The sequence below is a fragment of the Campylobacter peloridis LMG 23910 genome (assembly GCF_000816785.1).
GTDB classification, from domain to species: Bacteria; Campylobacterota; Campylobacteria; order Campylobacterales; family Campylobacteraceae; genus Campylobacter_D; species Campylobacter_D peloridis.
Map to the genome: position 1 here is coordinate 468,808 of NZ_CP007766.1, position 16,159 is coordinate 484,966.

A 16,159-nucleotide genomic window follows, 5' to 3' on the forward strand; every position below is an offset into this window, starting at 1 on the left:
TTATAAGATGAGCTTTTGCTCATCTTTGTTATCTATGAAAATGAGAATTTATTAAAGAAATATTTTCTCCTTTTATTTCATACGCTTTGCCAAATCCTTTTACATATCTACCATTTTTTAGTATTAACTGAAAAAGATGAAAATCATGCATATTTTTTATTATTTTTATTGCTTCTTCTTGAGGATTTTCTTTTTCAAAATAACTTAACACATAATTAAATTTAGCATCATTTCGTGATACTTCTAAAGCTTTAACTCTAAATTTTAATCTTTTTCTAGCAAGTATAGAAAAGGCATCTTTTTCATCTTCTATAAACATTATTTCTATATTATCAGCATTATTTGCAAAACACTCATAATGCTGAGCAATTTCGCTTATATAAATAAAAAATTCATTTTCTACTTTTATAATAGGTGCATATGAACATATACATTCTTTGTTTAGATTTAAAGAAGCTATTAATATACTTTTACATTGTTTTATGAAGCAAGTGATTTCTTCATGCAAATTTTCATTTTGCATTTGTTTTTTCCTTGAATGAGTTTATATTAAAGAGTATATCAAAAGAAGGTTAAAAGAAATGAAAAAGATGATTTACTCATCTTCTTCATTGTTTTTACGAACGACTTTAACGCGTTCTATGCTATTACCATCCATTTTTTTAACTTCGTAATAACAAAATTCATCTTCTATTCTATCGCCAACTACAGGTAAGCGTCCTAAAAGATTAAATACATATCCACCTATAGTGACTTGCTCTAATTCCTCATCATAGCGTATATTTAATAATTCTTCTACTTCGCTAACCTCATATCTGCCTTGAAATTCATAGATATTTTCAGCAAGCTTTTTAAAATGTGGACTAGAATCATCATGTTCATCATTAATGTCTCCAACAATTTCTTCCATGATATCTTCCATGGTTAAAAGTCCTGCTGTTCCACCATATTCATCCACTACTAAGGCAGTATGTACTTGCTCTTTATTCATCATGAATAGAACTTTAGAAATACTGATATTTTCTGGAACAAGTATCATTTTTATTAAAAAATCATCAAGATTTTTCTTGCGCTGGTTAAGTTCATTTTGCATAATATCTCTAATATGAACCATACCTAAAATAATATCCTTAGAACCATCTATATATGGAAATCTAGTATGTTTGTATTGGCATACAATTTGCATGTTTTCTTCATAACTTTTTTGTTTATTAAGGCAAATCATATCTTTTCTAGGTGTCATGATTTCTTTTGCTACTGTATCTGAAAAATCCACCGCATTTCTTATAATTTCAGTTTCAAATTCATCTAACACTCCACCTTTTTGACTTTCACTAGCAATAAATTTGATTTCTTCTTCAGAGTGACTTAACTCATGTTCTTTTGCAGGTTTAATTCCTATAATCTTCAAAGAAATTGCTGCTAAAAAATCAAATGTTTTAATGAAAGGCAAAAATAAAAGCCAAAATAAATGTAAAGGCCTAGCTACCCACAAAACAGCTTTATCAGCAATTGCTATAGCAATGCTTTTTGGAACAAGCTCACCTAATACAACATGTAAAAGCGTGATGATTGCAAAGGCTATTATAAAAGCTATAGTATGGATTAGCGTAGGTGTTAAACCTAAATTTGTTAAAGGAACTTCAAGAATTTTAGCAATAGCAGGTTCACCTATCCAACCAAGAGCAAGAGAGCTTAAAGTGATTCCAAGTTGACATGCACTTAAATAAGTATCAAGTTTTGAAGTTACCTCCAAAGCTTTTTTTGCATTGCGTTTTTTTTCTTTTACCATTTCTTCAAGCTTTGATCTTCTAACCTTAACAATACTAAATTCAGATAGAACAAAAAAGCCATTTAAAAGCACTAAAGCAAGTGCAACAATAATCATAAAAGTAGAATAACCTACATCTATAGAAGCGACTGCAGGTAAGGTTTGATTTAAGTCTAAAGATTGACTGGGGTCCAAAAAATCTCCTTGAAAATAATTTTTTTTATTATATCAAATAAAATCTATAAAAATAGCTTAAATTTGATTTTGTTTTCTATATGCAATGTGTGTTTCAAATTCATCTAAACGCTTATAAATACTCCTTAATTCTGTTATTTTAGTCCAATTTGTTATAAAAATACTAAAAGAACTTCTAACTTGATCAAAAGCATTGCCAACTTGGATGATGATACCAAGCTGTATCAAACCTAAAAACAAGCTTGGTGCCATGATTAAAAAGGGGACTATTACCATAATTTGTTCAAATAAATAAAGCCAAATATTAAAATATCCATAGTGCAAAAACAATCTTTTATAATTTATCTTAAGTCCAGTAAAAAGAGATAGAATATTTTCATCACTTGCATAATTTTTTCTATCATCTTCTGCATAAACTAATTCTTTTCTAAAAGCAGCTTCAGCTTTTTGGTTATTATATTCAAGTCCTGGAAGTTTAATGCCAACAAACCATGATATTACAAGTCCTCCTAAAGAAACTAAAAATGCTATCCATACCAAAGAACCTTTAATATCTTTTAAAATAGGCAAATTTACATGTTCGCTTAATATCCATAAAATAGGTATAAAAGCAATTAAAGTCATCAAAGCTTTAACAAATGCAAGTCCTAAGCTTTCGATAATTTTAGAAAAATTATAAATATCCTCTTGAATTCTTTGAGAACTTCCTTCTATATTATCATCTTTTTTCTTCCAAAATTCAATATACTCAAAAGTCATAGCTTCACGCCATTTAAAAGCATATATACTGCCAAAATATTGAGTGATAGTTGCTATTAAAACATATGGTAAAGCTAAATATAAAAATTGCCTTATAAAAAGATAAAAATCATCTATACTATGATTTTTAGCATCTTGTAAAACATCATAAAATTCTTTATACCATTCATTAATAGCTACATTAATGGAAGTTTGAGCAAGTAAAGAACCTAACAAAAAAAACAATCCAACATAAGCCCATATAGCCCATTTTTTAGACATAAAAAACGATTTAAACATTAAAGCTCTTTCAACATTTTTTCAAAATTATCTACGCTTTGTTTTTGTACTTTAAATAATAAACTAAAAATGATTATACATAAACTTGCTATTAAAAATCCAGGTATAATTTCATAAATTTCTAAATAAGAATAGCCAAAATTTTTGTATAAAATCACACTAATAGCACCGCCAATCATTCCAGCTATCGCACCTTCTTTACTCATATTTTTATAAAACAAAGAAAACAAAATCACACTTCCAAAGCTTGCGCCAAAGCCAGCCCAAGCATATGAAACTATGCTTAAGATTTGGCTTTGTGTATCTAAAGAAAGTAAAAAAGCAGCACAGGCTATTATTAAAACCCCTAATCGAGATAAAAAAGTAGTTTTCTTATCACTAGCACGCCTTTTTAAAATTTGTGTGTAAAAATCTTGCACTAAACACGAAGCACAAACTAAAAGTTGAGAACTAGCCGTGCTCATAATAGCAGCTAAAATCGCAGACAATAAAATCCCAGCTACCCAAGGGTTGAAAAGAACTTGAGACATTACGATAAAAATTCTTTCAGGATCACTTAAGCTAAGATCAAATTTAGCTATATAAGCTATACCCAAAAAACCTATCATAGCAGCTCCAAATAAAGAAATCACCATCCAGCTTATACCTATAAAGGTTGCAGTTGGAATTTCTTTAACATGTTTTATGGAAATAAAGCGGATTAAAATATGAGGTTGTCCAAAATACCCAAGTCCCCATGCTAAAGTAGAAACTACTACTAACCAACCACCACCATCAAGCCCAAAAGCTTGTGGCTTTACATCATTGATAACCAAAAAAGCTTCGCCAAAGCCACCTAGCTTAAATATCATCACCAAAGGAATGATAATCAACGAACCCATCATTAATAACCCTTGTATCATATCAGTCCAACAAACTGCTTTATATCCGCCTAAAAAAGTATATAAAACAATAATCACAAAACCAATACTCAAAGCAAAAATATACGATAAACCAAAAACACTTTCAAAAAGTTTTGCTCCACTAACCAATCCAGCACTAATATATATGGTAAAAAAAACTAAAATAACAACAGAACAAATACTTCTTAAAATATGTTTATCATCATTGAAACGACTTTCAAAAAAATCAGGTATGCTAATGCATTCTTTAGCTATTTGGGAAAATATTTTTAATCTTTTAGCTATGAAAGTCCAGTTTAAAAATGCTCCCATGCTAAGTCCTATGGCTATATAAATTTGCCCAAGTCCAGCTGCGTATAATGCTCCAGGAAAAGCCATTAAAAGCCAACTGCTCATATCAGAAGCTCCTGCACTTAATGCTGTGATGATGGGCCCCATAGAAGCATTACCTATAAAATAATCTTTGCTATTTTTGTTTTTTTTATAAAAATAAAAACCTATAAAAAGCATTAAAAATGCATATGCTATAAAAGTAATGATTATAGGATAAGAAAAATTTACACTTTGTAAATTCATAAGTGTCCTTGAATTTATAGAAAATCATTATTTTACTCGTTTTATTTTAAAAAAATATTATAAAAACTATAATTTCTACTTTACTTTCAAAGCTATATAAACTTTTTTTGTTACAATTTCAAAAAAATTCAAGGAAAATCAATGAAAAATCTTTTAATCATAGGAGCTGGTGGAGTAAGTCGCGTAGCTACAATAAAATGTGCTATGAATGCTGATGTATTTAGTAAAATAACTCTAGCTAGTAGAACAAAAAGCAAATGCGATGAAATAGCTAAATTTATAAAAGAACGCTTAGGTGTAGAAATTCAAACAGAACAAATAGATGCTGATGATACAGACGCTGTAGTAGAACTTATCAAAAAAACAAATGCTGAAATTTTGTTAAATGTAGCTTTGCCTTATCAAGATTTATCATTAATGGATGCTTGTATCAAAGCAAAAATTCATTATATAGATACTGCAAATTACGAACATCCTGATTTAGCAAAATTCGAATACAAAGAACAATGGGCAAGAAATGAAAAATTTAAAGAAGCTGGGATTTTAGGGCTTTTAGGTAGTGGATTTGATCCTGGTGTTACTAATGTATTTTGCGCTTATGCTCAACAAAATTTATTCGATGAAATTCATTATATAGATATACTTGATTGCAATGCTGGAGATCATGGCTATGCTTTTGCTACAAATTTTAATCCTGAGATAAATTTAAGAGAAGTTTCAGCTAAAGGGCGTTATTGGGAAAATGGAAAATGGATAGAAACTGATCCTATGCAAATAAAAATGGAATGGGATTATCCTGAAGTAGGAGTAAAGGATAGCTATTTGCTTTATCATGAAGAATTAGAAAGTTTGGTAAAAAATATAAAAGGTTTAAAGAGAATAAGATTTTTTATGACTTTTGGACAAAGTTATTTAACGCATATGAAATGTTTAGAAAATGTAGGAATGCTTGGCATTAAACCTATAATGCATAAAGGTGTGGAAATAATTCCTATAGAATTTTTAAAGACTTTATTACCTGATCCTGCTAGTTTAGGCCCTAGAACTAAAGGATATACAAATATAGGCTGTGTAATAAGAGGTATTAAAGATGGAAAAGATAAGCAAATTTATATTTATAATGTTTGCAATCATGAAGAATGCTTTAAAGAAACAGGAGCTCAAGCAGTAAGCTATACAACAGGAGTTCCAGCTATGATAGGAACAAAATTAATAGCTAAAGGTATTTGGAAAGGACAAGGTGTATTTAATATGGAAGAATTTGACGCAAAGGAATTTATGGATGAATTAAATACTCAAGGACTTCCTTGGAAAATAATAGAAATGGAGCCAACTTTAGGAAAATAATTTCAAGTTAAAAAACTTGAGAAAGCTTTGATGATGTTAGAAGTATTGCAAAATATAGATTGGAACCCTTTTTTAGTTTCGATAAAACTTTCTTTGATTACTTGTTTTATTTTATTTATATTTTGCATACCTTTAGCTTGGTTTTTTTCGTTTAAAAATTTTAGAACTAAAAAAATTTTAGAAACCATCATAACTCTGCCTTTAGTTTTGCCTCCTTCCGTGGTTGGGTTTTATTTGTTGATTTTATTTTCTAAGTATTCTTTTCTTGGAGAATTTCTAGAAAAAAATTTCAATATCACTTTAGCTTTTACCTTTGAAGGCTTGGTTGTAGCTAGTTGTATATACTCTTTACCTTTTATGTTTAATCCTTTATATGTTGCTATATCATCTATACCTAAAAATATCATTGAAGCAAGCTATTCTCTAGGAAAAAATGCATTTGTGACGCTTTTTAAAATAATCCTACCAAGTATAAAGCCAGCTATTTTAAATGCTATGGTTATTACTTTTGCTCATACTATGGGCGAATTTGGTATAGTATTAATGATAGGAGGTTCTTTAAGCGGAGAAACAAAAGTAGCAAGTATTGCTATATATGAAAGCATGGAGAATTTAGACTTTTTAACAGCTCATGTTTATAGTGCCATTTTGCTTATTTTTAGTTTTTTAGTTTTATTGAGTGTAAATTTACTAAGTAAAAAATAAAATTTATTTTCAATTAAATTTCATTAACTTAAGTATTTTTTTATAAATATAATATTAACATACATAAATTTTTTCAAATAAAGGATTTATTATGGCAGTATTTTCTCCACGGGGGGGGGGATCGAATAATTTTGATTTAACTCCTTCTAAAAAACTAACTAATCACATCTTACTTTCAAGTATAGTTGCTTCATTACTTTTTTCACCTGCATTTGCCTTACCAAGTGGTGGTAAATTTACTCATGGCACAAGTGGAACTATAAATGTTAGTGGTAATAATATGCATATACATGGTAATAAAGTTAATTCTGTTATCCAATGGGGTGGTGGTTTTAATATAAATAAAGGTGAAAGTGTAAATTTTGGTGGTAATAGTAAAAACTACTTAAACATAGCTCATGGAACAAATAAATCTACCATAGCAGGTATATTAAATGCAAGTGGTAATAATGTATTTTTAATCAATCCTAATGGAGTAATCATTACTAAAACAGGCAATATCAATGCTAATCGCTTTGTAGCTTCTACTTCATCGATGAGTAATGAGGATATGAATAAATTTGCAAAGCTAAATGAAAATCAAGCTGGAAATTTTTCTCCTGTATTTAAACCACAAAAAGCAGGTAGCGTAGTAAATATGGGCAATATCAATGCAAATGATGTATTGCTTATAGGACATAAGGTAGATATACAAGGTGGTAAATTAGGCAATGCTAATTCTAAAACACACTTAGTAGGCAATTATGTATATATAGATGCAGATAGTGCAAATTTAAATTCCATTATCAATGTAACAGCTATAAAAGATGGCTATATACAAAGACAAATGATAAATTTTGCAAAAGATGGTTATAAAATTAGTAATGCAAATATAAATAAAGTAAATTACACAGATAATACCAATGTTACTCATAATGGAATTTCTTCTAATTTCAAAAAAGCTCTAACCATAGGCAATATGGAAAATGAAAAAGCTAATGCTATAGAATGGTGGCATTTTGCTAAAGGATGGAATGAAGGTTTAGGGCATATTAGAAGTGTAGATGAATTTAAATTAGTAGGCAATATCGATTTTAGTGGCAATAAAGGCAAAGGTGAAGAAGGTAAAGACTGGCAAAACTATGCAAATTATTGTATATCACAAGGACAATGTACTTCTATGATAGTAGGATATGATTATCAAAGTGCTTTTAATAAAATTTTTAATGGACAAGGATTTACTTTAAAAAATATAAATATAGATACTACTAAATTACAAACGGTCGGTATATTCGGTCATATAATAAGGGGTGGATTTTTTAATAATATAAATATAGATTATATGGGTGGAGGAATTAAAAGCGTAAGTGCTGACTCTTTATATGTAGGTGGTTTTGCTGGATATGGTGGTGGATCTTTTACTAATATCTTTTTAAGCAATATAGGAAATATTAGTGCTAGTGCTGATAATAGAGTTTATGTAGGTGGTTTTGCTGGATATGGTGGGTCTTTTACTAATATCTTTTTAAGTAATATAGGAAATATTAGTGCTAGTGCTAGCAATATATATTCTTATGCAGGTGGTTTTGCTGGACATAGTAATTCTGCTACTAATATCTTTTTAAGCAATATAGGAAATATTAGTGCTAGTGCTGATAATAGAGTTTATGTAGGTGGTTTTGCTGGACATGTTGGCGGTAGTTCTTTTACTAATATCTTTTTAAGCAATATAGGAAATATTAGTGCTAGCGCTGATAATGTATATTCTTTTGCAGGTGGTTTTGTTGGATATGGTGGTAGTGATAGCTGGTTGATTGGATCGTTTACTGATATATTTTTAAATAATATAGGAAATATTAATGCTAATAATGCAGGTGGTTTTATCGGAGATATTGATAGTGGTCAAACTCCTGATGGAGCTTGGCACCCAGTTTTTACAAATATTTCTTTAAATGATATAGGAAATATTATTGCTGCTGGTGATGATGGACATGCAGGTGGTTTTATTGGAGGCAATAATAGCTCTAATGCTTCTGGAAGATTTACAAATATTTCTTTAAATGATATAGGAAATATTATTGCTGCTGGTAATTATGGACATGCAGGTGGTTTTGCTGGTAGTTTTAGTGGTAATTTCACAAACATCTCTTTAAATAGTATAGGAAGTATTAGCGGTAAAGCTTCTACTGGTGGTTTTGTTGGATTTGTAGTTCCAACAGGTAATTTCACAAACATCTCTTTAAATAGTATAGGAAGTATTAGCGGTAAAGCTTCTACTGGTGGTTTTGTTGGGTATGTTTACGATGTGAGAAATTTAACTTTTAAAAATATTTATATATTTTTTAATCCTAATATATCTATAACTAGTGAAGATTATGATGGCGAAGCTGGTAAATTTTTTGGTGCATTAAATGATGAAGTAACATATACTTTCAACAACATCCACATCTATCATCACAAAGATGATTTAGCCAATGCAACAACTGATAAAAACTATTGGGGAAATACTAATGATAAAATTCAAATTCACACTTACACAGATGAAACTCAAGCAAATGCATATAAAGACTTTTTATCTAAAGCAAATTCCATAGAAAAACCAAACATCACTCCACCAACTATCACCCCTGATAATCCAAATAAACCAAGCGATAATGATGTTATCTTAGCAAGTGATGATTTACATCAAGATATCATACAAGGTATTATCGATAGTATAAGAAATGAAAAATATACTATTGATATTAAAAACTTATATAGTTTAATACAAGCTTTTAAAGGATTAAACAAAGATTCTAATGAAAATGAAATTAAAACTATAGTAAAAACACATTTGGGTATAAAAGATGATGATAAAGCTTTAAGTATAGCTCAAAGTATTAGCTTTTTATTGCATTATAATGAAATTAATTTTAACAACAAACTAGACAAAACAGCATTAGAGCTTTACAATAATCAAATCAAACCTAATGTTTTTAATACTTTAGAAATCATTACTTATTTAGATACCAATAAAAACAATATCATAGCACAGCTACAACAATATGAAAGCATAAAAAATGATTTTAAAATTAAAGAACAAGCTTATTTTAAAGCCCAAGCTGAATTTAATAAACTTTTAGATTTAGTCAATAAAGGTAAGCTAAATTATAATGATCCTAAATTTACTCAAGCATTTGATAATTGGACTAAAGCATATAATGCTTATAATAGCTTATCTAATGATATAGGTGAGTTAAATTCTAAAGTAAATCAATACACTCAATATATCAATACAACATTAGGATATAAACAATTTGCTTTTGTTAAATTTGATAATATCATTAAAACAGATTTAACCAAACCTATTCTTCCTGATATAGATAATTCTTTAGGTGGTGATAAACAACCTGTATTTGAACAAACTGCTTCACTTAATTTAATAGGCGATAATGCCATAGAAGAAGAGGAAGAAAAAAAAGAAATAGAAGAAACAGCACTAACTCAAAGAGCTAGAACTTGTATAGTAAGTGATAATTTTAAAACTATGAATCCTTGCGTGGTAGAAAGTTATTAAAACTCTACACTGCTAATTTAGCAGTGTAGATTATACAAAGTGTTTTTCTTATTAATTTATTAAAATAAATACAAAAACTATCAACTAACCCAATTAATTCTAATACAATCTTTGCTTAATATAAAAACATACAAAAATATAAAAGAATATAAAAGAATATAAAAGAATATAAAAGAATATAAAAGAATATAAAAGAATATAAAAGAATATAAAAGAATATAAAAGAATATAAAAGAATATAAAAGAATATAAAAGAATATAAAAGAATATAAAAGAATATAAAAGAATATAAAAGAATATAAAAGAATATAAAAGAATATAAAAGAATATAAAAGAATATAAAAGAATATAAAAGAATATAAAAGAATATAAAAGAATATTAATAATACTTTAAGCTTATATAGCTATAATTTCATTTCCTTTTTTATTGAAAGGAAATTAAAAATAAAACTTTTTGTTTTAATTTTTTATGTTCTTTAAAATATTAATATTGTTAATCAAATCTTATTAGTCAATCTTTGAAATCTAAATAAGTGATCGATTGAGCCAGATAGTTAAAGCTTAATTGTCTTTAACTATAAAAACAAATATAAACTTTTTTCTTTGATGAAAAAGATTAAACTTTTCAATCAATATAATTTTTAATTATTATGGAGAGTTTGATCCTGGCTCAGAGTGAACGCTGGCGGCGTGCCTAATACATGCAAGTCGAACGATGAAGCAACTAGCTTGCTAGTTGTGGATTAGTGGCGCACGGGTGAGTAAGGTATAGTTAATCTGCCCTACACAAGAGGACAACAGCTAGAAATGGCTGCTAATACTCTATACTCCTGCTTAACACAAGTTAAGTAGGGAAAGTTTTTCGGTGTAGGATGAGACTATATAGTATCAGCTAGTTGGTGAGGTAATGGCTCACCAAGGCTATGACGCTTAACTGGTCTGAGAGGATGATCAGTCACACTGGAACTGAGACACGGTCCAGACTCCTACGGGAGGCAGCAGTAGGGAATATTGCGCAATGGGGGAAACCCTGACGCAGCAACGCCGCGTGGAGGATGACACTTTTCGGAGCGTAAACTCCTTTTCTTAGGGAAGAATTCTGACGGTACCTAAGGAATAAGCACCGGCTAACTCCGTGCCAGCAGCCGCGGTAATACGGAGGGTGCAAGCGTTACTCGGAATCACTGGGCGTAAAGGGCGCGTAGGCGGATTATCAAGTCTCTTGTGAAATCTAATGGCTTAACCATTAAACTGCTTGGGAAACTGGTAATCTAGAGTGAGGGAGAGGCAGATGGAATTGGTGGTGTAGGGGTAAAATCCGTAGATATCACCAAGAATACCCATTGCGAAGGCGATCTGCTGGAACTCAACTGACGCTAAGGCGCGAAAGCGTGGGGAGCAAACAGGATTAGATACCCTGGTAGTCCACGCCCTAAACGATGTATGCTAGTTGTTGGGGTGCTAGTCATCTCAGTAATGCAGCTAACGCATTAAGCATACCGCCTGGGGAGTACGGTCGCAAGATTAAAACTCAAAGGAATAGACGGGGACCCGCACAAGCGGTGGAGCATGTGGTTTAATTCGAAGATACGCGAAGAACCTTACCTGGGCTTGATATCCTAAGAACCTTATAGAGATATGAGGGTGCTAGCTTGCTAGAACTTAGAGACAGGTGCTGCACGGCTGTCGTCAGCTCGTGTCGTGAGATGTTGGGTTAAGTCCCGCAACGAGCGCAACCCACGTATTTAGTTGCTAACACTTCGGGTGAGCACTCTAAATAGACTGCCTTCGTAAGGAGGAGGAAGGTGTGGACGACGTCAAGTCATCATGGCCCTTATGCCCAGGGCGACACACGTGCTACAATGGCATATACAATGAGACGCAATATCGCAAGATGGAGCAAATCTATAAAATATGTCCCAGTTCGGATTGTTCTCTGCAACTCGAGAGCATGAAGCCGGAATCGCTAGTAATCGTAGATCAGCCATGCTACGGTGAATACGTTCCCGGGTCTTGTACTCACCGCCCGTCACACCATGGGAGTTGATTTCACTCGAAGTGGAAATACTAAACTAGTTATCCCCCACAGTGGAATCAGCGACTGGGGTGAAGTCGTAACAAGGTAACCGTAGGAGAACCTGCGGTTGGATCACCTCCTTTCTAGAGTACTAAAGTAATAAGTCTCACAACTATTACTTCATATATAACTCAATCATCCTTGTTTAGATTTCAAAGATTGATGAAAAAGCTAATTTTGGGGAATTAGCTCAGCTGGGAGAGCGCCTGCTTTGCACGCAGGAGGTCAGCGGTTCGATCCCGCTATTCTCCACCATTATTAAGGGCCTATAGCTCAGCTGGTTAGAGTGCACCCCTGATAAGGGTGAGGTCACAAGTTCAAGTCTTGTTAGGCCCACCATGTAAAAAAGATTTGAAAAACATATAAGCATTTATAAGTTTTAAAACTTAAAGCAAGTATATAAAAACATATAAATTAAAGACTTACTACTTTATTTATATTTTTAAATTATTTAAAGTCTTTATATATACTTGCTTTAGGTTTTAAGACCTAAGCTAAATAAAATAATAAAATTGATTAATTTAAAACAAGATTTGTAAAAGTTTTTTCATATACTTTTATAAAACTTATGCTTTATAGATTTTATTGCTTTATTTAATGTTATTTAAATTATCATTGTTAAGAGTCACAAGCAAGTTTAATAAAAACAATTTTACAGGACTTGTTAAAGGATAAAACCTAACTATCTTTTCTTTAACCTCTAGTTAAAGATAAGTTTTAAACTCACGACTTAATAAAACTAATATTTTAGTTTGCCTTAAGTGTTTAAATGCTTTCCGTCTTAAGATAGTAAAGTCTTATCATTAAAAACTTTAACAAGGAAGTGATGCGTTTTAGAATAAAAGGTAAAAAAGGTAAGCTACTAAGAGCGAATGGTGGATGCCTTGACTGGTAAAGGCGATGAAGGACGTACTAGACTGCGATAAGCTACGGGGAGCTGTCAAGAAGCTTTGATCCGTAGATTTCCGAATGGGGCAACCCAGTATATAGAGATATATACTACCATAATGGAGCGAACGTAGGGAATTGAAACATCTTAGTACCTACAGGAAAAGAAATCAATAGAGATTGCGTCAGTAGCGGCGAGCGAAAGCGTAAGAGGGCAAACCCAGTGCTTGCACTGGGGGTTGTAGGACTGCAATGTGCAATAAGTAAGGTTAGTAGAACACTCTGGAAAGTGTAGCCATAGAGGGTGATAGTCCCGTATACGAAAACCAAACTTTAGCTAGCAGTATCCTGAGTAGGGCGAAACACGTGGAATTTTGTCTGAAGCTGGGTCGACCACGATCCAACCCTAAATACTAATACCAGATCGATAGTGCACAAGTACCGTGAGGGAAAGGTGAAAAGAACTGAGGTGATCAGAGTGAAATAGAACCTGAAACCATTTGCTTACAATCATTCAGAGCCCTATGTAGCAATACAGGGTGATGGACTGCCTTTTGCATAATGAGCCTGCGAGTTGTGGTGTCTGGCAAGGTTAAGCACACGCGAAGCCGTAGCGAAAGCGAGTCTGAATAGGGCGCTTAAGTCAGATGCTGCAGACCCGAAACGAAGTGATCTATCCATGAGCAAGTTGAAGCTAGTGTAAGAACTAGTGGAGGACTGAACCCGCTAGCGTTGAAAAGCTATGGGATGACTTGTGGATAGGGGTGAAAGGCCAATCAAACTTCGTGATAGCTGGTTCTCTCCGAAATATATTTAGGTATAGCGTTGTGTCGTAATATAAGGGGGTAGAGCACTGAATGGGCTAGGGCATACACCAATGTACCAAACCCTATCAAACTCCGAATACCTTATATGTAATCACAGCAGTCAGGCGGCGAGTGATAAAATCCGTCGTCAAGAGGGAAACAACCCAGACTATCAGCTAAGGTCCCCAAGTCTTACTTAAGTGGAAAACGATGTGAAGTTACTTAAACAACCAGGAGGTTGGCTTAGAAGCAGCCATCCTTTAAAGAAAGCGTAATAGCTCACTGGTCTAGTGATTTTGCGCGGAAAATATAACGGGGCTAAAGTAAGCACCGAAGCTATAGACTTAGTTTTACTAAGTGGTAGGAGAGCGTTCTATTTGCGTCGAAGGTATACCGGTAAGGAGTGCTGGAGCGAATAGAAGTGAGCATGCAGGCATGAGTAGCGATAATTAATGTGAGAATCATTAACGCCGTAAACCCAAGGTTTCCTACGCGATGCTCGTCATCGTAGGGTTAGTCGGGTCCTAAGCCGAGTCCGAAAGGGGTAGGTGATGGCAAATTGGTTAATATTCCAATACCAACATTAGTGTGCGATGGAAGGACGCTTAGGGCTAAGCAAGCTAGCGGATGGAAGTGCTAGTCTAAGGATGTAGGAGCTTATATAGGCAAATCCGTATAAGAATACTCCGAGATCTTAAAGGCTCTTTGAAGTCTTCGGATGGATAGGAGAATTGCTGATGCCGTCGAGCCAAGAAAAGTTTCTAAGTTTAGCTAATGTTGCCCGTACCGTAAACCGACACAGGTGGGTGGGATGAGTATTCTAAGGCGCGTGGAAGAACTCTCTTTAAGGAACTCTGCAAAATAGCACCGTATCTTCGGTATAAGGTGTGGTTCGCTTTGTATTAGAATTTACTTCGAAAGCAAAGAAACTTACAACAAAGAGTCCCTCCCGACTGTTTACCAAAAACACAGCACTCTGCTAACTCGTAAGAGGATGTATAGGGTGTGACGCCTGCCCGGTGCTCGAAGGTTAATTGATGGGGTTAGCATTAGCGAAGCTCTTGATCGAAGCCCGAGTAAACGGCGGCCGTAACTATAACGGTCCTAAGGTAGCGAAATTCCTTGTCGGTTAAATACCGACCTGCATGAATGGCGTAACGAGATGGGAGCTGTCTCAAAGAGGGATCCAGTGAAATTGTAGTGGAGGTGAAAATTCCTCCTACCCGCGGCAAGACGGAAAGACCCCGTGGACCTTTACTACAGCTTGACACTGCTATTTGGATAAGAATGTGCAGGATAGGTGGGAGGCTTTGAGTAATAGACGCCAGTTTATTATGAGCCATTGTTGAGATACCACTCTTTCTTATTTGGGTAGCTAACTAGCTTGAGTTATCCTCAAGTAGGACAATGTCTGGTGGGTAGTTTGACTGGGGCGGTCGCCTCCCAAATAATAACGGAGGCTTACAAAGGTTGGCTCAGAACGGTTGGAAATCGTTCGTAGAGTATAAAGGTATAAGCCAGCTTAACTGCAAGACATACAAGTCAAGCAGAGACGAAAGTCGGTCTTAGTGATCCGGTGGTTCTGTGTGGAAGGGCCATCGCTCAAAGGATAAAAGGTACCCCGGGGATAACAGGCTGATCTCCCCCAAGAGCTCACATCGACGGGGAGGTTTGGCACCTCGATGTCGGCTCATCGCATCCTGGGGCTGGAGCAGGTCCCAAGGGTATGGCTGTTCGCCATTTAAAGCGGTACGCGAGCTGGGTTCAGAACGTCGTGAGACAGTTCGGTCCCTATCTGCCGTGGGCGTAAGAAGATTGAAGAGATTTGACCCTAGTACGAGAGGACCGGGTTGAACAAACCACTGGTGTAGCTGTTGTTCTGCCAAGAGCATCGCAGCGTAGCTAAGTTTGGAAAGGATAAACGCTGAAAGCATCTAAGCGTGAAGCCAACTCTAAGATGAATCTTCTCTAAGCTCTCTAGAAGACTACTAGTTTGATAGGCTGGGTGTGTAATGGATGAAAGTCTTTTAGCTGACCAGTACTAATAGAGCGTTTGGCTTATCTTTTTTTATAAGCATCACTTCCTTGTTAAGGTTTTTAAAATCTTAAAAGGTAAAAAAGTTTTTTAAACTTGCTCTTAACATTGTTTTTTAAGTATTCTTAATAAAGAATATTTAAATAACAATGTCCGTGATTATACAGATGTGGAGACGCCTTGTCCCATCCCGAACCAAGAAGCTAAGCACATCGTGGGTGATGATACTACGCCTTACTGGCAGGGGGAAAGTAGCTCATTGCGGACTTGTTAATTCTTATTAT

8 protein-coding genes, 2 tRNA genes and 3 rRNA genes are annotated in these 16,159 nt (G+C 33.6%); 8 read left to right on the top strand and 5 right to left on the bottom strand.

Annotated elements, in window-relative coordinates:
• Window positions 1-28 precede the first annotated feature (28 nt).
• The 4 genes from CPEL_RS02330 to putP form a co-directional block, all read right to left on the bottom strand.
• Window positions 29-523: a heme oxygenase, HugZ family gene (locus CPEL_RS02330; protein ID WP_049984565.1), complete on the bottom strand. Its 495-nt coding sequence runs from the start codon at window positions 521-523 to the stop codon at window positions 29-31.
• Between the two features lie 72 nt (window positions 524-595).
• Entirely contained in the window at window positions 596-1,966 is a 1,371-nt protein-coding gene (locus tag CPEL_RS02335) for a hemolysin family protein (protein WP_044598457.1), read from the bottom strand.
• A gap of 57 nt (window positions 1,967-2,023) precedes the next feature.
• Window positions 2,024-3,004, bottom strand: coding sequence for a putative transporter (locus CPEL_RS02340; RefSeq protein WP_044598458.1), 981 nt, complete (start codon window positions 3,002-3,004; stop codon window positions 2,024-2,026).
• Complete coding sequence (putP, locus tag CPEL_RS02345; RefSeq protein ID WP_044598459.1) at window positions 3,004-4,482, bottom strand: sodium/proline symporter PutP; 1,479 nt, start codon at window positions 4,480-4,482, stop codon at window positions 3,004-3,006. The genes CPEL_RS02340 and putP overlap by 1 nt, the downstream gene beginning before the upstream one ends.
• 141 nt (window positions 4,483-4,623) lie before the next feature.
• On the opposite strand from putP, the gene CPEL_RS02350 reads away from it, so the two are divergent.
• Window positions 4,624-5,829, top strand: coding sequence for a saccharopine dehydrogenase family protein (locus CPEL_RS02350; protein ID WP_044598460.1), 1,206 nt, complete (start codon window positions 4,624-4,626; stop codon window positions 5,827-5,829).
• Between the two features lie 2 nt (window positions 5,830-5,831).
• On the opposite strand, the gene CPEL_RS09500 is transcribed toward CPEL_RS02350, so the two are convergent.
• Window positions 5,832-6,020: a hypothetical protein gene (locus CPEL_RS09500; protein WP_235362652.1), complete on the bottom strand. Its 189-nt coding sequence runs from the start codon at window positions 6,018-6,020 to the stop codon at window positions 5,832-5,834.
• On the opposite strand from CPEL_RS09500, the gene modB reads away from it, so the two are divergent.
• From modB to rrf, 7 genes are all read left to right on the top strand, one after another.
• Complete coding sequence (modB, locus tag CPEL_RS02355) at window positions 5,956-6,534, top strand: molybdate ABC transporter permease subunit (protein WP_335334174.1); 579 nt, start codon at window positions 5,956-5,958, stop codon at window positions 6,532-6,534. The genes CPEL_RS09500 and modB overlap by 65 nt on opposite strands.
• Window positions 6,535-6,625: 91 nt before the next feature.
• Window positions 6,626-10,069 carry a two-partner secretion domain-containing protein gene (locus CPEL_RS08690; protein ID WP_049984566.1) on the top strand — a complete coding sequence of 1,148 codons (3,444 nt, stop codon included), beginning with the start codon at window positions 6,626-6,628 and terminating at the stop codon, window positions 10,067-10,069.
• Between the two features lie 647 nt (window positions 10,070-10,716).
• Window positions 10,717-12,229 (top strand): 16S ribosomal RNA (locus tag CPEL_RS02365).
• Between the two features lie 96 nt (window positions 12,230-12,325).
• Window positions 12,326-12,401, top strand: a tRNA-Ala gene (locus CPEL_RS02370).
• A 7-nt stretch (window positions 12,402-12,408) separates the two neighbouring features.
• Window positions 12,409-12,485, top strand: a tRNA-Ile gene (locus CPEL_RS02375).
• A gap of 513 nt (window positions 12,486-12,998) precedes the next feature.
• Window positions 12,999-15,906: ribosomal RNA gene (locus CPEL_RS02380) — 23S ribosomal RNA — on the top strand.
• Window positions 15,907-16,026: 120 nt separating this feature from the next.
• Window positions 16,027-16,143, top strand: a 5S ribosomal RNA gene (gene rrf / locus CPEL_RS02385).
• The 16S, 23S and 5S rRNA genes sit together here with 2 tRNA genes alongside, the layout of an rRNA operon.
• Window positions 16,144-16,159: the final 16 nt, after the last annotated feature.